Genomic DNA, 24,870 nt, shown 5'->3' on the forward strand with positions numbered 1-24,870 from the left:
GGAGCCAGTCAGCGGCCCTTCTCGCCGAACCGTGCGATCGCGTCCAGGGCCGTGGCCCGCAGCGTGGGACTGCCCGTGTGTCCCGAGTCGTCGATCACCTTCAGCTCCGCGTCCGGCCAGGCCTTGGCCAGCTCCCACGCGCTCTTCAGCGGGCTGCCCAGGTCGAGTCGCCCGTGGATCAGCACTGCGGGGATACCGGCCAGCCGGTGCGCGTCGCGGAGGAGTTGTCCGTCCTCGAGCCATGCGTCATGGGAGAAGTAGTGGGTGCAGATCCGGACGAAGGCCATCAGCGCGTCGTCGGGCTTGTCGCTGTAGTAGCCCGGATGACCCAGTGCCTCGTGGGCGATGACGGCGTCCTCCCACGCGCACCAGGCCCGCGCCGCCTCGACCCTGACCGCCTCGTCCGGACTGTTCACCAGCCGGTCGTAGGACGCGACGAGATCGCCGTCCCGTTCCGCCTCCGGCACCGCGTCGCGGAACGCCTCCCAGGCGCCGGGCAGCAGGCGTCCGACACCGTGGTAGAGCCAGTGGGTCTCCTCCGGCCGGGTCATGGTGACGCCCGCGATGACGATCTCGGAGACCCGCTCGGGGTGGCGCTCGGCGTAGGCGAGGATCAGCGTCGAGCCCCAGGAGCCGCCGTAGAGGAGCCAGCGGTCGATGCCCAGGTGCTCGCGCAGTCGCTCCATGTCGGCGATGAGGTGGTCGGTGGTGTTGTGATCGAGGCTGACGGACGGGTCGGAGGCGTGCGGCAGGCTTTCACCGCAGCCACGCTGGTCGAACAGGACGATCCGGAAGACCTCGGGATCGAACATCCCGCGAACGCCGCGGTGTCCTCCGCTGCCGGGGCCGCCGTGCACGCACAGGGCCGCCTTCCCCTGGGTGTTCCCGCTGGTCTCCCAGTAGATCCGGTTTCCGTCGCCGACCTCGAGGAGGCCGTGCGCGTACGGTTCGACGGGCGGGAACGGCTCGGCCATGGCGGTCTCCTCCTGAAGGCGCGAACAACAACCTCGCGAGACTAGCGGCCGACTGACACGACGACACCTCATGTGTAGAGGCCCGTGGTGGCTGCGGAAGAGACACCACGGGCCGGGGAGAGGGGTCCGGGTCACCACCAGATGGTGCAGGCGACATCCGGATAATTGCTGGCCTTGCCGCAGGCCCGCATGAGGTTGCCCTTGTTGTTGAACGCGTCGGTATGGTTGCTGCCACCGGTGTTGATCTTGGTGACGCTGAGCTGGTTCCAGGTTCGGCCGCCGTCGTAGCTGCGGTCCACCCACACCAGGTCACCCGGGGAGCCGAAGATCCTGCCCCAGGCGCATGTCCCGTTGTACCGCAGCTCGATGCCGCGCGAGTGGGTCGAGGCGGACGCGACCGTCCGGGCGTTGTTGGTGTTGCAGCCTTCGGCGGCCTGAGCCGGAGTCGCGGTGACCGCGGTGAGCATGGCTCCGGTGAGCCCTGCCGCGGCGATGGTCCCGAGGAGGGCGTTGCGCATACCCATGTCTGGTGTCCTTCCGGTTGCGTGAATCGCTCGTTCAGCGACGTTCTGGGGTATATCGCAAGCCGGTTGGGACCGGTCCCGCCCGGTGTGGCGGGATATGGCCTGAAGTAGCCGGTGTGACGCAGGCCCCGGACGGGGCCGTTACCCCGGCCGGGCCCACCCCGGCCGGGCCCACCCCGGCCGGGCCCACCCCGGCCGGGCCCACCCCGGCCGGGCCCACCCCGGCCGGGTTCAGGGTGGGGTTCAGACCTCCTCGCGCATCAGCCGTAGGTACACCACCGAGAACACCGCGCCCACCAGCAGCAACAGCAGGGCCACCGCCGTGCCGTAGCCGATGAGGGACTTGTTGAACGCCTGGTCGTACATGAAGACCGGGAGTGTCTGGCTGCGGTTTCCCGGGCCGCCTCGGGTCATCGCCCAGATGAGGCCGAACACCGACAGCGTCTGCAGGGTGTTCAGCATCAGATTGGTGCCGATGGAACGGCGGATCATCGGCAGGGTGATGTGCCAGAAGCGGCCGAGGCCGCCGGCTCCGTCGACCTCCGCCGCCTCGGTGATCTCCTTGGGGATCTCCGAGAGCGCGGCCGAGTAGACGAGCATCGAGAAGGCGGTGCCGCGCCAGACGTTGGCGAAGGAGACGGCGAGGATGGGCAGGGTGTAGAGCCAGTTCTGGGACGGCAGGCCCAGCCAGTCCAGCAGGGCGTTGAGCGTGCCCTCGCGGCGGAAGAACGCATACAGCAGGAAGCCCGCCACGATCTCGGGGACGACCCAGGCCGCGATGACGATCGAGCCGGTCAGCGTGCGCACCGGCCGGGAGGCGCGCTGCATCAGGGCGGCCAGGGCCAGGCCGAGGGTGTTCTGGCCGACGAGGGAGGAGAGCAGGGTGAAGACGAGGGTGAGGACGACGGCGTTGCGGAAGTCGTCGTCCCCGAAGGCGCGCTGGAAGTTGTCCAGGCCCACGAAGTCCGTGGAGGACGCCCCCGTGAGCTGCATATTGGTGAAGGCGATATAGACGCAGTAGGCGATCGGGCCACCGAGGAAGAGCAGCAGCATCACGGTGGCGGGGGCGAGCGGAAGCCAGCGCAGGGGGCGGCCGCGACGGGGGCCCGGCCGGGCCGGGGTCTCCGTCGGGGCCGCCGCCACCTTGGTCGCGGTTGCCATCGGGGGGCGGCCCTCAGCCCTGGCCGCCCGCCGCCACCGTGGCGCCGTCGGCGATGGACTTCAGCTGGTCGTCGTAGGACTTCGCGGCCTTCTCCGGTGAGGCGTCACCCGTGGTCGCCGCCTCCATCGCCTCGCCGATCGCCGTGGACACCTGCGGATAGACGGGGGTGGTGGGGCGGTAGTGGGTGTACTTCACCAGGCCCGTGAAGAAGGTGATCCCGGGCATGGACGAGGTGTACTTCGGGTCCTGCGCGACGTCCTTGCGGACCGCGATCTGCGCGTCGACGATGTCCCAGGTGACCGCGTTGTCCTTGGTCTGGAGCTGCTCGATGAACTTCCAGGCCAGATCGGGGTTCTTGGACTTCGCGGTGATCGCCCACGTCCAGCCGCCGGACATGCTGACCTTGCCCGGCGCCTGGCCGTGCTGCGTGGGCATCGGGGCCTGGCCGAGGGTCTTGGACCACTCGGGCCAGGGCTTGCCGCCGGTCTTCAGCCAGTTCTGGCCGAGCCAGGAGCCGTCGAGGGCGATGGCCAGCTTGCCCTCGGGGAGCCATTCGCTGAAGACGGTGGTGCCGACGTTGGGGTCGAGGGCGTCGGAGATGTCCGGGCCCAGCTTCTCGGAGTAGACGGTCTTGAGGAAGCCGAGGGCGTCGCTGAACCCCTTGCCGCCGGTGACCCACTTCTTGGCGCCGGGGTCGTAGAGCGGGTTCCCGCCCGCCTGGCCCGTGCCGTACAGCAGCATCTCGAAGCCCTGCATCACGGAGGTCTCGCCCGGGGCCTTGCCGGTGTAGACGTTGAGCGGGGTGATGCCGGGGACCTTCTTCTTGATCGTGCGCGCCGCCTCGAGGATCTCGTTCCAGTTCTTGGGGGACCAGTCGGCGGGCAGCCCGGCCTTGGCGAAGATCTCCTTGTTGAACCACAGGCCCCGGGTGTCGGTGCCGTCCGGCACGCCGTACGTCTTGCCGTCCTCGGCCTTGGCCGCCGACTTCGCGGTGTCGACGAACTGGTCCCAGGTCTTCCACTTGGCCAGATAGTCGTCGAGGGGGCGCAGATAGCCCGCCTTGATGTCGGAGTTGATCCGGAAGGTGTCCTCGTAGACCAGGTCCGGGGCGGTCTTCGGGGACCGCATCATCTGCTGGACCTTGGTGGCGTAGTCGTTGTCCTGCGCCTGGATCGGGATCAGCTTGACCTTCTTGCCGGGGTTGGCCTTCTCGAACTGCTTCTTGACCTCGGCGAGATGGTTGTCCTTGAAGCGGATCTTGTTGTCGGTGGAGCGGTTGTAGGCGACCTTGACGGTGTCCGGGTCGCTGCCCGAACCGCCACCGCAGGATGTGAGTCCGGCGGTGGCGGCGAGGGTGGCGGCGAGGATCAGTGGGGCGGTGGGGCGCACGGGCACGACCTCCTTGCTGGCCTCTGTGGGCTGCGGGCTGACCGTAAGGTCGGCTTCAACGGAAGGTCAATCCCCGTGACCGGGATGGTCACTTGATCGAACGCCGCGCGGCGGGCGGATGGGGCTCAGCGCGGTGTCAGCCGTTGTAGCCCGCGAGCGCCTTGGTGAAGTCGTACGTGCCCTGGTTGATACCGCTGCACGCGTCCCCGTCCGTGCCGGAGCCGCACTTGCGGTCGCGGTTGAGCGACCAGAAGCTGACGCGGGCCAGGTGGTGGCTCTTGGCGTAGGAGACCATGTCCTTGAAGTTGTTCAGGGATATCGTCTCGCCCGCGACGTCGGTCTTGCCGTTCATCGAGGAGAAGCCGACCTTGCGGTAGGCGGCATCGGAGGAGAGGCCGTACGCGCTCGCCACGGTGTTCTTCAGGCCGTCCACCGCGGACTTGGTGGCCCCCGCCATGTCGATCGAGCCCTGGCCGAAGTCGAACGGCATGACCGTCCAGCCGTCCACGTCGAGCCCGGCGGTGGCGCCGCGCTTGACCAGGTCCTTTCCATTGGAGTCGGGACCGGACGTGGTGGTGCCGAAGGTGACGTACACCTTGATGCCGCTGTTCTTCTGCTTGACCGTCTTGAGCGCGTCGATCACGCGCTGGCGGACCGTCGCGTTCTCGAACTCGGTCGACTCGATGTCGATGTCGATCGACTTGAGCTTGTACGCGTCGATGACCTTCTGGTACGCGCCGGCGAGCGCGGAGGCGGAGGAGCACTTCTCGCCCAGCTTGTTACCGCTCCAGCCGCCGAAGGAGACGGTGACATCGCCGCCCGCCGAGCGGATGGAGTTGATCGTCGACTGGTCGTTGCCGCCGGTGAGCGCGCGGGAGCCGTCCCACTTGGGGTTGCAACCGCCGTCGGACAGCATGAAGGCCATCGTGAACTGCTGGATGCCGGTGGCCGACATGACGTCCGTGGCCTTGGGCGGGGAGCCCCAACCCAGGTAGAGGTAGGGGCCGTTGAGCCCGCTGGGAGCGGCGGCGGTGTGCGCCGCCCGCGGCGCCGCCTGGGCGGTGGCCGCCGTGGTGGCGCCCGCGGCGAGCAGGCCGATGGTGGCGGCGAGGGCGAGTCTGCGGTGCGTCGGCTTGGAAAGAGGCATGGCTGATGGAGCCTCCTGGTGGGGGGTGGGAGGAAGTCGAGCGAGGCCGAACCTAGCGAGGCGACATGGCCGCGACAAGATGTCGGATAGGAAACTTTCCTATTCGCGTACCGATGCGGTGGGGCACCTACGCATTCATGCGGTCACGCGCCCCCGGGCCTACACGCCCCCGGACCTACGCGCCCCCGGGCCTACGCGGCTAGGCGCTGACGCGGAGGACCGTCTTCCCCTTCGCCGTACCGGACTTGATGTCCTCCTGGACCTCGGCGATCTTCTCCCAGGGCTCGACGCGCCACACCGGAAGGCTCAGGGTTCCGGCGGCGATGGCGTCGGCCACCGTCTGGGGAGCGTCCAGGCGGAAGTCGGTGCCCTCGCGGCCGCTCGCCCGGACCCCGAACTCGGCGGCGTGCTCGAAGTCGCTGATCGTCACCAGGCGGGAGGGGTCCCCGGCGAGCGCGATCAGCGTGGGGAGCACGCCGCCCCGGCCCATGTCCACGACGCGGTCGACACCCTGCGGGGCGAGGGCGCGTACGCGCTCCTCAAGGCCCTCGCCGTAGCGCGTGACCTCCGCCCCGAGCTCGCGCATGAGGGCTTCCTTCGCCTCGCCGGACGTCACGATGACGCGGGCCCCGCGGCGTACGGCGATCTGGGTGGCGAGTTGCCCGACGGCGCCGCTTCCGCCGTTGAGGAACACGGTGTGCCCCTCGGCCACGCCCACTTCATCCAGAACGCGGACCGCGGTCTCGGCCACCATCGGGATCGCCGCCGCCTGCTCGAACGACATCCCGTCCGGGATGGCGCCCCAGTGCGCGAGCACGGCGAACTCGGCCGCGCCGGAGGTGGTGCCGCCGAAGAACAGGTTCCCGAAGACCCGGTCCCCGACGGCGGTGCCCTCGACGCCCTCGCCGAGCGCCGACACGACCCCCGCTATCTCGAAGCCGGTCCCCTGGGGCAGCTGCCCGCCGAGGGCGCCCTCGCGCACGACCCAGTCGGCGGGGTTGGTGCCGCATGCGCGCACCTCGACCTGGATCTGTCCGGGTCCGGGGGCGGGGGCGTCGGTCTCCACGAAGCGGAGCACCTCCGGGCCGCCGAACGTGTCGATCTGGACAGCTCTCATCATGGCCTCCTGATAACACTTGGTGTCGTCGTTCGCGATCGCCACGATAACACCAAGTGTCATCAGGAGGGTATGGATACCCTGAGGGCATGCCTCGATGGGAGCCGGATGCGCAGCTGCGCCTGGAGACGGCAGCTCTTGAACTGTTCGCCGAGCGTGGCTACGACGGCACGACCGTCGCGGACATCGCGGAGCGGGCCGGGCTGATGAAGCGCTCGTTCTTCCGGTACTTCCCGGACAAGCGGGAAGCGCTCTTCGGCGGAACGGAAAGGCTGGTCGCGCACCTGCGGCAGGAGGTGGAGGAGGCCCCCGCCGACACCCCGCCCTGGCAGGTGCTCATCGCCGCGCTCACCAGCTCCGGACGGCTCTTCCCGAAGGACCGGGCCGTCGCGCACCAGCGGCAGAGCGTCATCGCGGCCAACCCCGAGCTGCGCGAGCGGGAAGTCCTCAAGATGGCGACGCTCCACGATCTGCTCACATCGCTCCTGGCGCAGCGGGGCATCCCGGAGCGGCAGGCGGCGTATCTGGTGCGGCTCGCGCAGACGGTGTACGAGCAGGCCTTCGCGCAGTGGATCGCCCCAGGGACGGACATGACGTTCGAGGGCTGCATGGCGGACGCGGCGGCGGAGCTCGACCGCGCGCTGACGCTGGGGATGGTCGACGCGACGAGCGCCGGCTGAGCCGGGCCTGGGCGCGGGTGGCCCGCGACGCGCCTGTGGGCCGTCCGGCGGACCACGCGGCGGAGCCGCGTATTGATGCTGCCCCTCCCCGCCCGTTCCCGCGGCATCGATGTGCGGCTCCAGCCGCGTGGCGGGGCTTCGCCCCTGGGGCCCGGGGTCTGGGGCGGGGCCCCGGGCACCCCCTGGCGTGTTGGCGCGCCAGGGCGACGGGGTCTGGCGGGCGGGTGGTCAGCCTGGGTGACGCACGCTGGGGCGGCGGGGCCGGCGGGTGTTTCCCCCTCCCCGCCCCTTCCCACGGCATCGATGTGCGGCTCCAGCCGCGTGGCGGGGCTTCCCCCCCGGGGACCCGGGGGGTCTGGGGCGGGGCCCCGGTTCGGGAAGGGGCGGGGAGGGGAACAGCCCGCCGCGGGCGGCACGATCCGCGCCGGATACCCCTAGTGCTCGCTGAGCCAGCGGTACAGCAGCTCGGGCCGTCCGATCTGGCCGTAGTGCGGGGCGCGGGCGGCCCGCCCGGCCTCCACCAGGTGCTCCAGATAGCGGCGGGCGGTGATCCGGGAGATCCCCACGGTCTCGGCGGTCGCCGCGGCCGAGATGCCCTCCTCCGCCGCGCCGCGCAGCGCCTCCGTGACCGCGTGCAGGGTGGCCTGGGTCAGCCCCTTCGGCATCGCGGCGGGCTGCGGCGCCCGCAGCGCGGCCAGCGCCCGGTCCACCTCGTCCTGCCCGCTGGCCTCGCCCGCGGTCGCGCGGAACTCGGCGTACCGGAGGAGGCGGTCCCGGAGGGTGGAGAAGGTGAACGGTTTCAGCACGTACTGCACGACCCCGAGGGAGACCCCGTCCCGGACCACCGCGAGGTCCCGGGCCGAGGTGACCGCGATCACATCCGCCCCGTTCCCGGCGGCGCGCAGCGCCCGTACGAGCTGGAGGCCGTGCCCGTCGGGGAGGTAGAGGTCCAGCAGGAGGAGGTCGGCGGGCGTCCGCTCCAGCAGCCGCTGCGCGTCCCCGCCACTGCGCGCCGCCCCGACGACGGCGAAGCCGGGAACGCGCTCGACGTACATCCGGTGCGCGTCCGCCGCGACGGGGTCGTCTTCGACGACGAGAACCCGGATCGGCGCCGGATCCCCCGGTCTCGCCTGCGGCGGGCTCATGAACGGATTCCTCTCGAAACGCGGTCGACATGCGGTGCGCGCAGAAGCTCAGGCCTCCAATTTACGGAGGGTAACCGCAAGTGGCCAGATCCCTACGGTGACGATTCCCCTACGGCCTGCGTCCCGGGGGTGCCGCCCCTCGACCCCTCGCCGGGTGCGGCCGAATATGGCCGCCCGGCGGCGGGGCGGGATGGCGACCCGTCCGGGTCGTCCGGCGCCTTGGGCCGACTCGGGCGGGCCGCAATCCCCGCACGGGGTGGTCGGCGGCGGCCCGTCCCGGGGAGCCGGGCGACGCGCACCGTACCGGCTGCCGTCGCGTGCCCGGCAGTGCCCCGGCTGCCGCCGGGTGGTCACGTCGGGGCGGCCCCGCCCGACGCGGGGCTCACGGCGTGGTGGCCGGAGTCGTCAGGGGGAGGCGGGCGGTGAATTCGGCGCCGCCGTCCGGGGAGGTGGTGACCTCGACCGTGCCCGCGTTGCGGCGGGCGGCCTGCTGGACCAGGGCCAGGCCGAGGCCGCGGCCGGGGGACTTCGTGCTCCAGCCGCGGCGGAAGATCTCCTCGGCCGCCGCCGGGTCGAGCCCGGCGCCGGTGTCCGCGACGCGCAGGGTCAGCTCGCCGTCGTCCGTGCGGGCGGTGACCGTGACGCGGGCGCTGCGCGGGGCCGACTCGTTGCCGACGCCCTCGGCGGCCGCGTCCGTGGCGTTGTCGATGAGGTTGCCGAGGATGGTCACCAGGTCGCGGGCGGGCAGGCCGGGCGGGAGGACGCCGTCGTCGATGCGGCTGTCGGGGGCCAGGACGAGCTCGACGCCGCGCTCACTGGCCTGGGCCGCCTTGCCCAGCAGCAGGGCGGCCAGGACGGGCTCGGCGACGGCCGCCACGACCTGGTCGGTCAGCGCCTGGGCCAGCTCAAGCTCGGCGGTGGCGAAGTCGACCGCCTCGTCCTCCCGGCCCAGTTCGATCAGCGAGACGACGGCATGCAGCCGATTCGCGGCCTCATGGGCCTGGGAGCGCAGCGCCTCCGCGAAGCCCCGCACCGAATCCAGCTCGCCCGAGAGCGCCTGCAGCTCGGTGTGGTCGCGCAGCGTGACGACCGTGCCGCGCTGCTCACCGCTGCTCACCGGCGAGGTGTTGACGACCACGACCCGTTCCGCGGTCAGGTGCAGCTCGTCCACGCGCGGCTCGGCGGCCAGCAGGGCGCCGGTCAGCGCGGGCGGCAGGCCCAGCTCGGAGACGTAGCGGCCGACGGAGTCCTCGGGCAGGCCGAGCAGCTCCCGCCCGCCGTCGTTGATCAGCGCGATCCGCCGCTGGCCGTCGAGCATCAGCAGCCCCTCGCGCACGGCGTGCAGCGCGGCCTGGTGGTAGTCGTGCATCCGGCTCAGCTCGGCCGCGTTCATCCCGTGCGTATGGCGGCGCAGCCGGGCGTTGATCACATACGCGCACAGGCCGCCGACCGCGAGCGCGGCGGCCGCCACGCCCAGCAGCGCGAGCAGCTGGCGGCGCACCTGGGCGCTGATGGTGTCCACCGTGATGCCCGCGCTGACCAGGGCGGTGATCCGGCCGCCGGCGCGGGTGTCGCGCACGGGGGCCACGACCCGCACGGAGGAGCCGAGCGTGCCGGTGTAGGTCTCGGCGAAGATCCGCCCGCGCAGCGCGGGCTTGATGTGGCCGAGATAGGTGGCGCCGATCTGGCGCGGATCGGGGTGCGCCCAGCGCACACCGTGGGTATCCATGATCGTGACGAAGGTGACGCCGGTGTCCCGGCGCACCTTCTCCGCGTACGGCTGGAGCCGGGCCGTGGGGTCCTTCGACCGCGCGGCCTCGGCGACCGACGGCGAGTCGGCGACGGACGCCGCGGCGGCGGTCGCCCGCTGTCGCGCGGCCACCACCGCCTGCTCGCGGTCGGTGACGTAGGCGAAGACGGCGCATCCGGCCACCAGGGCGGCGACCAGTACGACCTGCATGGCGAACAGCTGGCCCGCCAGGCTCCGGGGGTGGGGGATGCGCATGGCCATCAGTCTGCACACGCATCTTTGTGTGAACGAAATGAACGGAAGGGTGACCCCCGTCACAGGCTGGGGCATAGTCGCCGGGACCGTTCAAGGCGGTGTGCGAGCCGCACACAGTACAGCGCCGGGACAGTTGGACGGCAGAACAGAAGGAGGCAGCACCGTGGCTGCGGACACCACGCCGCCCGCATCCGGGCGTACGGAACCGGATGGGACGAAGCCGAAGAAGGAAAGGATTCACTACCTCTACCTCGCCGTCATCGGCGCGGTGGCGCTCGGCATCCTCGTGGGCTTCGTGGCCCCCGATACGGCGGTGGAGCTCAAGCCCATCGGCGAAGGCTTCGTCAACCTCATCAAGATGCTGATCTCGCCGATCATCTTCTGCACGATCGTGCTCGGCGTCGGCTCGGTGCGCAAGGCGGCCAAGGTCGGGGCGGTCGGCGGTCTGGCGCTCGGCTACTTCATGGTGATGTCGACCGTGGCCCTCGCCATCGGCCTGCTCGTCGGCAACTTCCTCGAGCCCGGCAGCGGCCTGCACATGAGCCATGAGGCGGCCCAGGCCGGGCAGAGCCAGGCCGAGGGCGCCTCCGAGTCGACGGCGGACTTCCTGCTCGGGATCATCCCGAAGACGCTGGTCTCCGCCTTCACCGAGGGCGAGGTGCTGCAGACCCTGTTCGTGGCCCTCCTCGCGGGCTTCGCCCTCCAGGCGATGGGCAAGGCGGGCGAGCCGGTGCTGCGCGGCATAGGCCACATACAGCAGCTCGTCTTCAAGCTGCTGTCGATGGTCATGTGGGCCGCCCCGGTCGGCGCCTTCGGCGCGATCGCCGCCGTGGTCGGCGAGACCGGTCTGGACGCGCTCAAGGCGCTCGCGGTCATCATGGTCGGCTTCTACGTGACCTGTGCGCTGTTCGTGTTCCTCGTTCTCGGAACGATTCTGCGGCTGGTCGCGGGCATCAACATCTTCCTGCTGCTGAAGTACCTGGGGCGGGAGTTCCTGCTGATCCTGTCGACGTCGTCCTCCGAGTCGGCGCTGCCGCTGCTGATCGCGAAGATGGAGCACGCGGGCGTCAGCCGGCCGGTCGCCGGCATCACCGTCCCCACCGGCTACTCCTTCAACCTGGACGGCACCGCCATCTACCTGACGATGGCCTCGCTGTTCATCGCCGAGGCCATGGGCGACCCGCTCTCCATAGGCCAGCAGATATCCCTCCTCGTCTTCATGGTCGTCGCGTCGAAGGGCGCCGCCGGTGTGACCGGCGCGGGCATGGCGACGCTGGCGGGCGGTCTGCAGTCGCACCGGCCCGAACTGGTCGACGGCGTCGGCCTGATCGTCGGCATCGACCGCTTCATGAGCGAGGCCCGCGCCCTCACCAACTTCGCGGGCAACGCGGTCGCGACCGTCCTGGTCGGCACCTGGACCAAGGAGATCGACAAGGAGCGGATGAACGAAGTCCTCGCCGGACGGCTGCCGTTCGACGCGGAGGGCTTCGCGCGGAGCGGTGGCGGCCACGGCCCGGCCGCGGACGACTCCGAGACGGCCGAGGGCAAGTCCCTCCCCGAGCGGCGTGACGGTGACACGGCGAAGGAGCACGTGCCCGCCTGACACCCCGCGCGCAACGCGGCCCTGCCCTCCTGAATCGGGGCAGGGCCGTTGCGCGTCTCACGGGACTGGACCGTCGCACGACGAATGGCGCCCCGCGTCTTCCCCCCGTTGGAAGACGCGAGACGCCGGCATGGGGCCCAGCCGCGAACGGCCCTTGGCGGCCCTGGGCCGGCCCTCGGAGCCGCATGGCCCGCCGCAGGCGTACGCGTACCGCCGGACACCTCCTACCGCTCGCCGTCCGGCGCGCGGCGCAGTTGTTCCGGGAGGGCCGTCCACTCGGGGCCCTCGCGCAGGGGTTTGACCCAGGCGATGTTCCCGCCGGTGTCGACGTAGGCGACCCGGCCCATGGCCCCGCGTTCGAGGTCGTAGACGAGCTCGCCGATCCGTGGTGTGCTCCGTGTTCCTCCTGCGGTGGTCATGAGCCGCCTCCCCGGCACCTCACTGCCATACCGTCCCCCGTTCATCGTCGGAAGAGGGCCCGGAGACCGGAGAGTTCCGGTCCGGCCGCCGCCGACGGCGGTGACCGGGGAGAGCTTCTGGTGCCCGTGGGACCCTCGAACACTCGTAGGGTGCTACGAGCCGCTGATATCCCGCTGATGCCTCGCTGACCCGAACCCGTGGGTAGGCTTCCACGTGGTCACAGTGAAATCTCTGGTACCAACGGGGGCAGTGTGTGGACGGGACCGAGTTTCGCCTGTTGGGACCGGTCGGAATATGGCAGGGCGAGCGTCTGCTGGGGCCGACCGCCGCACAACAGCGGTCCGTTCTGGCGATGCTGCTGATGGCCTCCGGCCGCGTGGTGTCCGTCGACAGGCTGGTGTTGGCAGTATGGGGCGAGGACCCGCCGGGATCCGCGCGAAACGCCGTACAGGTGCAGATTTCCAAGCTGCGGCGGATCCTGTCCGCCCTGCCCGGGGCCGAGTTGACGACATCGGCGAAGGGCTATTCCCTGACCGTCGCGCGTGAGCAGGTCGATCTGCACCGGTTCCGCGATCTGGTGCGGGCCGCGCGGGAGGCTCCCAAGGACGCCGGGGCCACCGGGGAGCCCGAGGCCGCCGTGGCCGCCGAGGACCGGGCCGGTGAGCTGCTGCGCGCCGCGCTCCATCTGTGGCGCGGGCCCGCGCTGGCGGATGTCGCGGGCGGCTGGCTGCCCGAGACCCTGGGCGCCGGTCTTGAGGAGGAGCGGCGGGCGGCGGTCGAGGAGTGCGCCGCGATCGATCTGCGCTCCGGACGCCACCACGAGGCCGCCGCGGAGCTGTCCGTCCTGGTGGCCGAACATCCCTTGCGGGAACGTTCGGTGGCGCTGCTGATGGAGGCGCTGCGGCGCTGTGGCAGGCGGGCCGACGCCCTCGCGCTGTTCCGCTCCACCCGCCGGAGGTACGTGGAGGAGCTGGGCATCGAGCCCGGCGACGAACTGCAACGGCTCCACCGTCAGGCGCTCGAGGACAGCCAGGACAGCCAGGACAGCCGGGACGGCCGGGACGGCCGAGCCAGTCAGGACGGCCGGTCCGGGGATCCCTCCGGGCCGTCCGGCGCGTACGGGAGCGCTCCCGCGGCGCCGACGCCGGCGCCGTCGCCGCCCGACGCGGCACCCGCGCCCGCCCCCGCCCCGGAGGGCGTCCCGCCCGCCGCCGAGGCCCCCGAGCCCACCACCGAGCCCGCCACCGAACCCGCCGCCGAGCCCTCGGGCATGGCGGCCGCCACCGCCCCCGAGCCGATCACCGTCGTCACCGCCGTACCGCAGCAACTCCCCTCCGACGTCGCCCACTTCACCGGCCGCGAGCGCGAACTGGCCGGACTGGACGCCCTGCTGCCCGCAGGCACGGGCGCGGGCACGGGCGAGGGCGGGGGCGACGGCGAGGGCCGGGGACGGGCGCCCACGGCCGCCAGGATCACCGTGATCGCGGGCAGCGGCGGCCTCGGCAAGACGACCCTCGCCGTGCACTGGGCGCACCGCGTCCGCGACCGGTTCCCCGACGGCCAGCTCTATGTGAATCTGCGCGGCTTCGGCCCCACCGACTCGGCCATGACCGCCGCCGAGGCCGTACGGGGCTTCCTGGACGCCTTCCAGGTGCCCGCCCACCGGATCCCCGCGACCCTGGAGGCGCAGACCGCGCTGTACCGGAGCCTGGTGGCCGACCGCCGGATGCTGATCCTGCTCGACAACGCCCGGGACGCCGAGCAGGTGCGACCCCTGCTGCCCGGTTCCCCCGGCTGCCTCGTGGTGCTGACCAGCCGTAACGAGCTCACCGGCCTGGTCGTCGCCGAGCAGGCCCAGCCGCTGCCGCTGGATCTGCTCGACCGCGACGAGGCCCGCGACCTGCTGATCAGCCGGGTGGGCGCCGAGCGGGTGGCCGCCGAACCCGAGGCCGTGGAGGAGGTCATCACGGTGTGCGCCGGGCTGCCGCTCGCGCTCGCCATCGTGGCCGCCCGCGCCGCCACCCACCCCCGCTTCGGCCTGGAGGCGCTGGCCGGGGAGCTGCGCGACGCCCGCGGCAGCCTCGACGCGTTCGAGGGCGGGGACGCCACCACCGACGTCCGGGCCGTGTTCTCCTGGTCGTACCACACCCTGGGCGCCGACGCCGCCCGGCTGTTCCGGCTGCTGGGCGTCCACCCGGGCCCCGACATCGCGGCCCCCGCGGCCGCCAGCCTGGTGGGGATCCCGGTGCCGCAGGCCCGCCGGCTGCTGATCCAGCTGACCCGGGCGCATCTGATCACCGAGCGCGCCCCCGGTCAGTACGGCTTCCACGATCTGCTGCGCGCCTACGCCATGGAGCTCACCCAGGCGTACGACGAGCGGGAGGAGCGCCGCACCGCGCTGCACCGGATGCTCGACCACTATCTGCACACCGCCGTGGCCGCCGGGGCGGCCTTCACCCCGCACCGGGAGCCGATCGCGGTCGAGCCGGTCCGGCCCGGCGTCAGCGTCGGCGAGTTCGCGGGGCACGGCGAGGCGCTGCTCTGGTTCATCGTCACCTACCCGGCGCTGATGGCGGCCCTGCAGGAGGCCGCGGAGGCCGGATTCGAGACCCACGCCTGGCAACTGGCCTGGTCGCTGACCGAGTTCCTGGACCAGCGCGGCCACTGGCACGACCAGCGCACCGTGCACCGGATCGCCCTGGGCTCGGCCCACCGCATCCGCGACCTCACCGGTCAGGCCCACTCCTGCTACGCCCTGGGCCTCGCCGATCTGCGGATGGGGCGCTACGACCGGGCCCGCGGCCATCTGGTGCGCGCCCTGAACCTGCACCGCGAGACCGACAACGCCATCGGCCAGGCCCTGGCCCATGGCGCGCTCAACCTCGCCAGCGAGCGCGAGGGGCGCCATGACGAGGGGCTGCACCACGCGCTGCGCGCCCTGAAGCTGTACCGGGCGGCGGGCCACCGCAGCGGCGAGGCGTACGCCCTGAACAACGTCGGCTGGGCGTACGCCATGCTGGGCGACTTCCAGCAGACCCTCGTCCACTGCGAGAAGGCGCTGACCATGCTGCGGCAGGCGGGGGACAGGCGCGGGGAGTCCGCGGCCTGGGACAGCCTCGGCTACGCCCACAGCCACGTCGGCGACCACGAGCAGGCCATCAGCTGCTACCGGCACGCGGTGGACCTGCGGCGCGGCCGGGGCGAGCGGGTCCGGGAGGCGGAGTCCCTGCACCGGCTCGGCAGCGCCCAGCTCGCCGCCGGGGACCGGGCCGGGGCCCGCCGCAGCTGGCAGCGGGCCCTGACCCGGTTCGACTCCCTCGGCCACCCCGACGCCCACCGGGTCCGGGACGGCCTCACCGGGCTGGGCGGTCCCGACGGCTGACGGGGCGTAAGGCCGTGCACCTGTGCGTACGTACGGCTCAGGCGGGCCGCAGCCAGATCGTTCCCAGCGGCGGCAGCACCGGCAGGATGGAGGCCGGACGGCCGTGCCACCCCGTGGGCTCGGCCTTCAGCGGCTCGGCGTTGACCACGCCACTGCCGCCGTAAGCCCGGTCGTCGGTGTTCAGCACCTCGCGCCACACCGGCACCGCCTCCGGCGTCCCGACGCGGTACTCATGACGGACCACCGGCGCGAAGTTGCTGATGGCCAGCAGCGGCGAGCCCTCGGCGTCGAAGCGGAGGAAGGCGAAGACGTTGTCCTCGCGGGCATCGCCCTCGATCCAGGAGAAGCCCTCGGGGTCGGTGTCCCGCTGCCACAGCGCGGGCGTGGCCGTGTACGTCCGGTTGAGGTCGCGGACCAGATCGCGGACGCCCCGGTGGTCGGGCTCGGCGGAGTACGACGGGTCCAGCAGCCACCAGTCCGGACCGTGCGCCTCCGACCACTCGGCGCCCTGCGCGAACTCCTGGCCCATGAACAGCAGCTGCTTGCCCGGGTGGGCCCACATGAAGCCGAGGTAGGCGCGGTGGGTGGCGCGCTGCTGCCACCAGTCGCCGGGCATCTTCGACACCAGCGCCCGCTTGCCGTGCACCACCTCGTCGTGCGAGATCGGCAGCACGTAGTTCTCGCTGTACGCGTACACCATCGAGAACGTCATCTCGTGGTGGTGGTAGGCGCGGTGCACCGGCTCGTGCGCGAGATAGGCCAGCGAGTCGTGCATCCACCCCATGTTCCACTTCAGCCCGAAGCCGAGGCCTCCGAAGCCACTGGGGCCCACATGGTGGGTGGCCCGGGTGACCCCGTCCCACGCGGTCGACTCCTCGGCGATGGTGACCACGCCCGGGCAGCGGCGGTAGACGGTCGCGTTCATCTCCTGGAGGAAGGCGACCGCGTCCAGGTTCTCCCGGCCGCCGTGCGCGTTGGGCGTCCACTGGCCGGGCTCGCGGGAGTAGTCGAGGTAGAGCATGGAGGCGACGGCGTCCACGCGCAGCCCGTCGATGTGGAACTCCTCGCACCAGTAGACCGCGTTCGCCACCAGGAAGTTGCGCACCTCCGCGCGCCCGTAGTCGAACTCCAGCGTGCCCCAGTCCGGATGCGCGGCCCGCAGTGGATCGGCGGGCTCGTACAGCGGACGGCCGTCGAACTCCGCCAGCGCCCAGGCGTCCTTGGGGAAGTGCGCGGGCACCCAGTCCACGATGACCCCGATACCCGCCCGGTGCAACGCGTCCACCAGGTACTTGAAGTCGTCGGGGGTGCCGAGCCGGGCCGTGGGCGCGTAGAAGCCGGTCACCTGGTAGCCCCAGGAGCCGCCGAAGGGGTGCTCGGCCACCGGCATCAGCTCGACGTGGGTGAAGCCCAGGTCCTTGACGTACGCCGGGAGCTGCTCGGCGAGCTGCCGGTAGGTCAGCCCGGGCCGCCAGGACGGCAGGTGCACCTCGTAGACGGAGAACGGCAGCTCATGGACGCGCCCGCCCCTTCGCTGCGCCATCCACGCGTCATCGCCCCAGTCGTGGTGCGAGGCGTGGACGACGGACGCGGTGGCGGGCGGGCACTCGGTGCGCCGCGCCATCGGGTCGGCGCGCAGGGAGTGGCCGCCGTCGGGCCTGGCGATCTCGAACTTGTAGAGCGCGCCCTCGCCGACGCCCGGCAGGAACAGCTCCCACACGCCGCTGCCGCCGAGCGAGCGCATCGGCAGCGCGGTGCCGTCCCAGTAGGTGAAGTCGCCGGTCAGCCGCACTCCGAGGGCATTGGGCGCCCATACGGTGAAGCGGGTGCCGGACACGCCCTGGTGGGTCATCGGCCGCGCGCCGAGCGCCCGCCACAGCTCCTCGTGGCGGCCCTCGCCGATGAGGTGCAGATCGAGTTCGCCGAGGGCGGGCAGGAAGCGGTACGGGTCGTGCAGCTCCAGCTCGGCGTCCTCGTACGCCACCAGCAGCCGGTAGTCCGGGATCTCCCGCAGCGGCAGCACCCCGGAGAACAGCCCGTCCCCCTCGGCCCGCAGCCGCGCGCGCAGCCCGGCGGCGGCGACGGTCACCGACCGGGCGTACGGGCGCAGGGCGCGGAACAGCACCCCGCCGCGCACGGGGTGGGCGCCGAGCAGCGCGTGCGGATCGTGGTGCGCCCCGGCCAGCAGCCGCCGCCGGTCCTCGTCCCCCAGCGCGGGCGCGGGCCGCACCCCCCGCTCGTCCTCCACCACGTCGTCGGGGCCCGCACCATCCCCGGCCACGGGCCGCCCGTTGTCTCCGGCCACGAGCTGCCCGCTGTCTCCGGCCACGGGCCGCCCGCTGTCTCCGACCACGGGCCGCCCGGCCACCCGCGACGGCCCGGCCGCGCCGCCGTCCTCCTCGCGCCGCTCCTCGCCCGCGCGCGGCGCCCGGGGGACGGGCGGCGAGCCGTAGGACACCCGCTCCTCGCGGCCGGTGCGGGGGCTGTCGGCAGGCGCCTCTTGCCCCGAGCTGCCGCGGTGGGCGGGGGCCTCCAGCCCTGGGGTGTCGCGGTGGGTGGGCGCTTCCTGCCCTGGGGTGTCGCGGTGGGCGGGGGCCTCCCGGCCCGGACCGCTGCGGCCGACGGCCGCCTCTGGCCGCCTGGCCGGGTCCGCCGCTGTGGCGGCCGCGTCGGGGGGCGGGGGTGGCGCAGGGCGGTCCGCGCTCCCGGCCCGACGGGCGGGCTCGGCCGACTCCCGCTCGGGGTGCGCCGGGGGCTCGGAGCCCGGGCGGGTGGCGGCGGCCTCGGGCCGCGGGCGGGTGCGGCCGGGGAGGAACGTGGCCGGGACCGCCGAGCCGGTCGTGGCGCCGGTGGCGGCGGGCGCGTGGCCCGGTCCCTCGTCGGACGGGTACTGGCCGGACGGCGGTCGTGCGGTCACGGGGTGGTCCTCCCGGAGGTGTCGGAGGTGTCGGGGGTCGGACGGGGCGGCCGGAAGCGGGAGTCGGGGAAGCGGGGAACGGGCGGGGGCGGTGGGGCCGCGGTCCGGGGGAGCCGGTCCGGGCCCGGACCGGCTCCGGGCCACGGCCCGTTGCCGACCCCGGCCCCCGGATCAGGCGCGGGTGGCGGCCAGGCGGTGGATCGCGGTCATCGGGACGGAGAGCCAGTCGGGGCGGTGCCGGGCCTCGTACAGCACCTCGTAGACGGCCTTGTCGGTCTCGTGGGCGCGCAGCAGCTCCGGCTCGTCGCGCGGATCGCCGCCGGACGCCTCCGCGTAGCCCGCGCAGTACGCGGCGCGGGTGCGGCACGCCCACTCCTGCGGGTGCTCATGGCGTCCCACGGCCGCCGCGTAGTCGAAGGACCGCAGCATGCCCGCGATGTCGCGCACCGGCGGCTGCGGGCGGCGCCGCTCGGCCAGTGGACGGGACGGCTCGCCCTCGAAGTCGATGAGCGACCACCGCCCGCCTCCGCCGCCGTCCCCGTCCCCGCCGTCCCCGGTCAGCAGCGCCTGCCCCAGGTGCAGATCGCCGTGGATGCGCTGGGCCGCCCAGGTGCGGCCCGCGCGCCCCAGCGCGGCCAGGTCCTCGTACGCGCCGTGCAGCGCGGTGCGGTACGGCTGGAGGGCGGGCACCGCGGCGGCGGCCGAGTCGAGCCGTTCGCTCATCGCGGCGGCCAGGTGCTCGATCTGCGGGCGGCGCAGCACGGAGGTGGGCAGTGCGCGGGCCATCGCCAGATGGACCTCGGCGGTCGCGTGCCCCAGCGCGCGGGCGGCGCCGGTGAAGTCGCCGTCGGCGGCCAGGGCGTCCAGCGCGAGCTGCCAGCCGTCCCGGGAACCGGCCAGGTAGGGCTGGAGCACCCCCAGGGTGAACGGCTCCGGCCGTGGCCCGGCGCCCTCGGCCGGGGGCTCGGCCTCGAACCAGGCGGCGGGCGCGGGCACCCGGGTGCAGCCGGTGCGGGCGAGCGCGAGGGGGAGTTCGAGGTCGGGGTTGGTGCCGGGGCTGACCCGACGGAAGAGCTTGAGAATAAACGTATCGCCGTACACCACCGAGGAGTTGGACTGCTCGGCGGTCATCACCCGGGGCGCGAGCGCGGACGGGATCGCGCTGGACGGCTCCCGTACGAAGCGCAGCGGGCCGAGCCGCCCGGGCATCCGCAGCCGCTCCAGCAGCAGCGTGGTGAGCCGGGGGTCGGCCAGCGCCTCGTACACCGTCTGCCCGTCCAGCGGCCCGCCGCTGGGCCGGCCGATGAGCGCGGGGGCGAGCGGCGGCGGCAGGGCGGGGCGCGCTCCGAGCAGGAGCTGGTAGCAGTCGCTGGCCGCCGCCCCGCGCCGGTGGCCGCAGCCGAAGCCGTGCCGGTGGCCGGGCGGCTCCGGCTGCTGGGCGCGGACCAGCAGATGGAGCAGCCCGGGCGTGCCGCCGCTCGCCCGCCACGGCAGCAGCTCGGTCGCGGAGACCAGCGCGAAGCCGGTGACGGGGCGGCCCTTGCCCGCGAACCAGCGCTGCCGGGGCAGCCACTCGGCGAGCAGCGGCGCGAGTGAGGTGAGCAGCCCGGGCGGGCCCGCGGCCGCGGCGGTGCGAGCGGTGGTCGGTGGGGGCTGGTCCCGCGGTACGGCGGTCGGCGGGTGGTGTGCCCCCCGGGAGAGCGGAGCTTCCGGCATGGCGTCGCGTCCTTTCCCCGGGCACACGACAGATCAGGGCAAAGTGTCCCGGATTGCGGCATTGACTGTGCGACGGTGCGGGACGTGTCGGGCGAGGATCGTCCGTACGGCGAGCCCGGTGAACGCGATCGGGTCCGCCGGTGACGATGTGAGTACAGAGTGCCCATGACGGGGGGTCGAAAACGCCCGTACGCGGCCGAGATGGACGCGTACGGACGGGCGAAGGCCGTGCCCGGCCAAAACCACAGGGCGGCTTTGGCGCCTGCGGCGGGCCACGCGGCGGAGCCGCATATCGATGCCGCCCCTCCCCGCCCCTTCCCGAAACTGGGGCATCCGCCCCAGACCCCGTGCCGGGCCGTCGGCCCCGGCCCTGGCCCCGGGCCAGGGCTTCGCGGCCCCAGACCTTGGGCCGGGCCTTCGGTCCCAGGCCCCGCGCCGGGGCATCCGCCCAGGCCCCGGGTCGGGGCTTCGCGCCTTTCCGCGGCATCGATATGGGGCTCCGTCGCGTGGGGGCTCCGCCCCAGACCCCGCCTCCTCAATCTCCCCCAGCTACCGCTGGGAGGTGCCCCCTGGACGGGCTGAAATCAGCCCCTCCGGCGCTTGAGGAGCGGGGTCTGGGGCGGAGCCCCAGTTGAGGGAAGGGGCGGGGAGGGGAAAGCACATGCGGACCCGGACGCGTGGCTCGCCGGACACTCCGTAGCCGACTTCACTCGGCCCAATGTCCCGCCGGTTCGCCGCGTCGCAGCCGGAACCAGTAGAAGCCGTGCCCGGCCAGCGTGAGCAGATACGGCAGCTCGCCGATGGCCGGGAAGCGGACCCCGCCGATCAGTTCGACCGGATGGCGGCCGGCGAAGGACTGCAGGTCCAGCTCGGTGGGCTGGGCGAAGCGCGAGAAGTTGTTCACGCACAACACCAGGTCGTCCTCGCCGTCCCGGGTCCTCGGGGCCTCACGCAGGAAGGCGAGGACGGCCGGGTTGGAGGACGGCAGCTCGGTGAAGGAGCCGAGCCCGAAGGCGGGGTTCTGCTTACGGATCTCGATCATCCGGCGGGTCCAGTGCAGCAGCGAGGACGGGCTGCTCATGGCCGCCTCGACGTTGGTGACCTGATAGCCGTAGACCGGGTCCATGATGGTCGGCAGGAACAGCCGCCCCGGATCGCAGGAGGAGAAGCCCGCGTTCCGGTCGGGGGTCCACTGCATGGGGGTGCGCACGGCGTCGCGGTCGCCTAGCCAGATGTTGTCGCCCATGCCGATCTCGTCGCCGTAGTAGAGGATCGGCGAGCCGGGCAGGGACAGCAGCAGCGCGGTGAACAGCTCGATCTGGTTGCGGTCGTTGTCCAGCAGGGGCGCCAGTCGTCTGCGGATCCCGATGTTGGCCCGCATTCTCGGGTCCTTGGCGTACTCCGCGTACATGTAGTCGCGCTCTTCGTCGGTGACCATCTCCAGCGTCAGCTCGTCGTGGTTGCGCAGGAAGATGCCCCACTGGCAGCCGGAGGGGATGGCGGGGGTCTTGGCGAGGATCTCCGAGACCGGGTAGCGGGACTCGCGCCGCACCGCCATGAAGATGCGCGGCATCACCGGGAAGTGGAAGGCCATATGGCATTCGTCGCCGCCCGCCGAGAAGTCGCCGAAGTAGTCGACGACGTCCTCCGGCCACTGATTGGCCTCGGCCAGCAGCACGGTGTCCGGATAGTGGGCGTCGATCTCGGCCCGGACGCGCTTGAGCATCTCATGCGTCCGGGGCAGGTTCTCGCAGTCGGTGCCCTCCTCGGCATACAGATACGGGACGGCGTCGAGCCGGAATCCGTCGATGCCCAGGTCCAGCCAGAAGCGCAGGGCGGCCAGTACCTCCTCCTGGACGGCGGGGTTCTCGAAGTTGAGGTCCGGCTGGTGCGAGAAGAAGCGGTGCCAGTAGTACTGCTTGCGTACCGGATCAAAGGTCCAGTTGGACGTCTCGGTGTCGACGAAGATGATCCGCGCGTCCTGGTACTGCTTGTCGTCGTCGGCCCAGACGTAGTAGTCGCCGTACGGTCCGTCCGGGTCGCTGCGGGACTCCTGGAACCACGGATGCTGATCACTCGTGTGGTTCATGACAAAGTCAATGATCACGCGCATCCCGCGCTGATGAGCGGCGTCGACGAACTCCACGAAGTCCGCGAGGTCCCCGAACTCCGGCAGCACGGCGGTGTAGTCCGAGACGTCGTAGCCGCCGTCGCGCAGCGGTGAGGCGAAGAACGGCGGCAGCCACAGGCAGTCCACGCCCAGCCACTGCAGATAGTCCAGCTTGGCCGTCAGGCCCTTGAGGTCGCCGACGCCGTCGCCGTTGCTGTCCTGGAAGGAGCGGACCAGGACCTCGTAGAAGACCGCGCGCTTGAACCAGTCGGGATCGCGGTCGCCCGCGGGCGTGTCCTCGAAGGTGTCCGGTACGGGCTCGTTGACGATCATGTTGTGGGTGACCCTCCGATCGGTGAGGACGGTCGCAGGGACAGCACATGCGCCGGAGCCATATCCCGCCCCGGCTCCAGGCGCACATAGTTGTCCCTGCCCCAGTGATAGGTCTCGCCGGTGAGCTCGTCGCGCACCGGGACGGACTCATGCCACTCGAGGCCGAGTTCCGGCATGTTCAACGAGACCGTCGCCTCCTGGGTGTGGTGAGGGTCGAGGTTGACGACCGTGACCACACACGAGTCGCCCGCGCGCTTGGAGTAGACGATGACGGAATCGTTGTCGGCGTGGTGGAATCTGAGGTTGCGCAGCCGCCGCAGCGCGGGATGGCGGCGGCGCACCCGGTTCAGCCGGGCGAGCAGCGGGGTGATCGTTCTTCCCTCGCGCTCGGCCGCCGCCCAGTCGCGCGGCCGCAGCTGGTACTTCTCCGAGTCCAGGTACTCCTCGCTGCCCTGCCGCAGCGGGGTGTTCTCGCACAGCTCGTAGCCCGCGTAGACGCCCCAGGCGGGGGAGAGGGTGGCGGCGAGCACGGCCCGCACCGCGAAGGCGGGGCGGCCGCCCTCCTGGAGGTAGGCGTGCAGGATGTCGGGGGTGTTGACGAAGAAGTTGGGCCGCATCCAGGCGGCAGCGTCCCCGGACAGCTCGGTGAGGTAGTCGGTGAGCTCCTGCTTGGTGTTCCGCCAGGTGAAGTAGGTGTACGACTGGTGGAAGCCGACCGCGCCGAGGGCGTTCAGCATCGCCGGGCGGGTGAACGCCTCGGAGAGGAAGAGGACGTCGGGGTCGGAGCGGTGGATGTCGCCGAGCACCTTCTCCCAGAAGACCACCGGCTTGGTGTGCGGATTGTCCACCCGGAAGATCCGCACCCCGTGCGCCATCCACAAGCGCAGCACCCGCTCGGTCTCCCGGACCAGGCCGTGGAAGTCCCGGTCGAAGGCTACGGGAAAGATGTCCTGGTACTTCTTGGGCGGGTTCTCTGCGTACGCGATGGTGCCGTCGGCGCGCTGGTGGAACCACTCGGGGTGCTGGGAGACCCAGGGGTGGTCCGGGGAGCACTGGAGCGCGAAGTCCAGCGCCACCTCCATGCGCAGCTCCCGGGCGCGCGCCACGAAGTGGTCGAAGTCCTCGAAGGTGCCGAGGTCGGGGTGGATCGCGTCATGGCCGCCGTCGGCCGAGCCGATGGCCCAGGGCGAGCCCACGTCGAAGGGGCCCGCGGAGAGCGTGTTGTTGGGGCCCTTGCGGAAGGCGGTGCCGATGGGGTGGATCGGCGGCAGATAGACCACGTCGAAGCCCGCGGCGGCGATCGCGGGCAGCCGCTCGGCGGCGGTGCGCAGGGTGCCGCTGACCGGCCGCCGGCCCTCGGTCACCTTGGCGCCCTCCGAGCGCGGGAAGAGCTCGTACCAGGAGCCGAACAGCGCACGCTCCCGGTCCACCTGGAGCGGCATGGGGCGCGAGGAGGTGACCAACTCCCGCAGCGGGTGGCGGTCGAGGGCCGCGGTCACATCCGGCGCGAGGGCGGCGGCGAGCCGGTCGGCCACCGGGCGGCGCTCGTCGCGCAGCCCGTCGACGGCCGCCAGCACCGCCTCCCGGCCGTCGTTCTTGGGCACTCCGGCCGCGGCCCGCTCGTGCAGCCGGGCCCCTTCTTCCAGGACCAGATCGGTGTCGATCCCGGCCGGGATCTTGATACGGGCGTGGTGGCGCCAGGTGGCGATCGGGTCGCTCCACGCCTCGACCGTGTACGTCCAGCGGCCGGGCGCGCCGGGGGTGACCTCGGCGCCCCAGCGGTCGGTGCCGGGGGCGAGTTCACGCATCGGGGTCCAGGGGCCGGAGCGGCCGGAGGGATCTCGGAGGACCACATTGGCGTTGACCGCGTCATGGCCTTCCCGGAACACGGTGGCACTGACCTCGAAGGTCTCGTCCACCACCGCCTTGGCGGGGCGGCGGCCGCAGTCGATCAGCGGGCGGATATCCAGAATGGGAATGCGACCGATCATAGGATCACCTGACGGCAGTGCGAATGGAGACGCGGGAGCGGCTTTTGTCCTTTGTATCGGTTTTGCCGCCGGGCGTTGGGTTGCGGGCATGACAGCTCCTGTCCGCGTTCACTCTGGTGGGCGGATGGGGTCGGCCATGGGGGGCGCGCGTGGAAAGCCTTCCCCTGCGGAACGGGGAGACAATCCGGGTTCCCGTTAACTACCGGTTCGTAACGCGGGGTACATGAATCGGCCCCGCCCGTAGGCGGGGCCGTC

General features: G+C 72.2%; 16 protein-coding genes. 3 read left to right on the plus strand and 13 right to left on the minus strand.

Features of this window, described 5'->3' with window-relative positions; genetic code table 11:
* Window positions 1-8: 8 nt before the first annotated feature.
* The 6 genes from pip to IEJ02_RS15840 form a co-directional block, all read right to left on the minus strand.
* Window positions 9-974, minus strand: a complete 966-nt coding sequence (gene pip / locus IEJ02_RS15815; RefSeq protein ID WP_191065473.1) for a prolyl aminopeptidase — start codon at window positions 972-974, stop codon at window positions 9-11.
* Window positions 975-1,105: 131 nt separating this feature from the next.
* Complete coding sequence (locus tag IEJ02_RS15820) at window positions 1,106-1,498, minus strand: glycosyl hydrolase (RefSeq protein WP_223863893.1); 393 nt, start codon at window positions 1,496-1,498, stop codon at window positions 1,106-1,108.
* Window positions 1,499-1,741: 243 nt separating this feature from the next.
* Window positions 1,742-2,659: a carbohydrate ABC transporter permease gene (locus IEJ02_RS15825; protein WP_020868341.1), complete on the minus strand. Its 918-nt coding sequence runs from the start codon at window positions 2,657-2,659 to the stop codon at window positions 1,742-1,744.
* Between the two features lie 13 nt (window positions 2,660-2,672).
* Window positions 2,673-4,049: an ABC transporter substrate-binding protein gene (locus IEJ02_RS15830; protein ID WP_191065474.1), complete on the minus strand. Its 1,377-nt coding sequence runs from the start codon at window positions 4,047-4,049 to the stop codon at window positions 2,673-2,675.
* Between the two features lie 136 nt (window positions 4,050-4,185).
* On the minus strand, window positions 4,186-5,196 hold the full coding sequence (locus tag IEJ02_RS15835) for a chitinase (protein ID WP_191065475.1): 1,011 nt from the start codon (window positions 5,194-5,196) through the stop codon (window positions 4,186-4,188).
* A 199-nt stretch (window positions 5,197-5,395) separates the two neighbouring features.
* Complete coding sequence (locus IEJ02_RS15840) at window positions 5,396-6,376, minus strand: NADP-dependent oxidoreductase (RefSeq protein ID WP_223863894.1); 981 nt, start codon at window positions 6,374-6,376, stop codon at window positions 5,396-5,398.
* A 26-nt stretch (window positions 6,377-6,402) separates the two neighbouring features.
* Here IEJ02_RS15840 and IEJ02_RS15845 point away from each other — a divergent pair, with 26 nt between their 5' ends.
* Complete coding sequence (locus tag IEJ02_RS15845; protein ID WP_191065476.1) at window positions 6,403-6,993, plus strand: TetR family transcriptional regulator; 591 nt, start codon at window positions 6,403-6,405, stop codon at window positions 6,991-6,993.
* A 434-nt stretch (window positions 6,994-7,427) separates the two neighbouring features.
* Here the strand turns inward: IEJ02_RS15845 and IEJ02_RS15850 are convergent, their stop codons facing one another.
* Together IEJ02_RS15850 and IEJ02_RS15855 are read right to left on the minus strand one after the other, a co-directional pair.
* Complete coding sequence (locus IEJ02_RS15850; RefSeq protein WP_044569769.1) at window positions 7,428-8,138, minus strand: response regulator; 711 nt, start codon at window positions 8,136-8,138, stop codon at window positions 7,428-7,430.
* Window positions 8,139-8,520: 382 nt separating this feature from the next.
* Window positions 8,521-10,143 carry a sensor histidine kinase gene (locus IEJ02_RS15855; protein ID WP_191065477.1) on the minus strand — a complete coding sequence of 541 codons (1,623 nt, stop codon included), beginning with the start codon at window positions 10,141-10,143 and terminating at the stop codon, window positions 8,521-8,523.
* 163 nt (window positions 10,144-10,306) lie between these two features.
* On the opposite strand from IEJ02_RS15855, the gene IEJ02_RS15860 reads away from it, so the two are divergent.
* On the plus strand, window positions 10,307-11,746 hold the full coding sequence (locus IEJ02_RS15860) for a cation:dicarboxylate symporter family transporter (RefSeq protein WP_191065478.1): 1,440 nt from the start codon (window positions 10,307-10,309) through the stop codon (window positions 11,744-11,746).
* A gap of 224 nt (window positions 11,747-11,970) precedes the next feature.
* On the opposite strand, the gene IEJ02_RS15865 is transcribed toward IEJ02_RS15860, so the two are convergent.
* The gene (locus IEJ02_RS15865) at window positions 11,971-12,165 is read right to left on the minus strand and encodes a hypothetical protein (protein ID WP_191065479.1); all 195 of its coding nucleotides are present in this window, start codon (window positions 12,163-12,165) and stop codon (window positions 11,971-11,973) included.
* A 254-nt stretch (window positions 12,166-12,419) separates the two neighbouring features.
* On the opposite strand from IEJ02_RS15865, the gene IEJ02_RS15870 reads away from it, so the two are divergent.
* The gene (locus IEJ02_RS15870) at window positions 12,420-15,548 is read left to right on the plus strand and encodes an AfsR/SARP family transcriptional regulator (RefSeq protein ID WP_191065480.1); all 3,129 of its coding nucleotides are present in this window, start codon (window positions 12,420-12,422) and stop codon (window positions 15,546-15,548) included.
* 37 nt (window positions 15,549-15,585) lie between these two features.
* On the opposite strand, the gene glgB is transcribed toward IEJ02_RS15870, so the two are convergent.
* From glgB to IEJ02_RS15890, 4 genes are all read right to left on the minus strand, one after another.
* Window positions 15,586-17,829, minus strand: a complete 2,244-nt coding sequence (gene glgB, locus IEJ02_RS15875; protein WP_370467059.1) for a 1,4-alpha-glucan branching enzyme — start codon at window positions 17,827-17,829, stop codon at window positions 15,586-15,588.
* 807 nt (window positions 17,830-18,636) lie between these two features.
* Window positions 18,637-20,181: a maltokinase N-terminal cap-like domain-containing protein gene (locus IEJ02_RS15880; protein ID WP_191065481.1), complete on the minus strand. Its 1,545-nt coding sequence runs from the start codon at window positions 20,179-20,181 to the stop codon at window positions 18,637-18,639.
* 706 nt (window positions 20,182-20,887) lie between these two features.
* A complete protein-coding gene (gene treS, locus IEJ02_RS15885) occupies window positions 20,888-22,624 on the minus strand; it encodes a maltose alpha-D-glucosyltransferase (RefSeq protein WP_191065482.1) in 1,737 nt (578 codons plus the stop codon).
* Window positions 22,621-24,615 (minus strand): alpha-1,4-glucan--maltose-1-phosphate maltosyltransferase, encoded by a 1,995-nt coding sequence (locus IEJ02_RS15890; RefSeq protein ID WP_191065483.1) that lies wholly within the window; start codon window positions 24,613-24,615, stop codon window positions 22,621-22,623. The genes treS and IEJ02_RS15890 overlap by 4 nt, the downstream gene beginning before the upstream one ends.
* Window positions 24,616-24,870 lie beyond the last annotated feature (255 nt).

The organism is Streptomyces sp. 5-10 (assembly GCF_014712245.1).
Classification (GTDB): Bacteria; Actinomycetota; Actinomycetes; order Streptomycetales; family Streptomycetaceae; genus Streptomyces; species Streptomyces violaceusniger.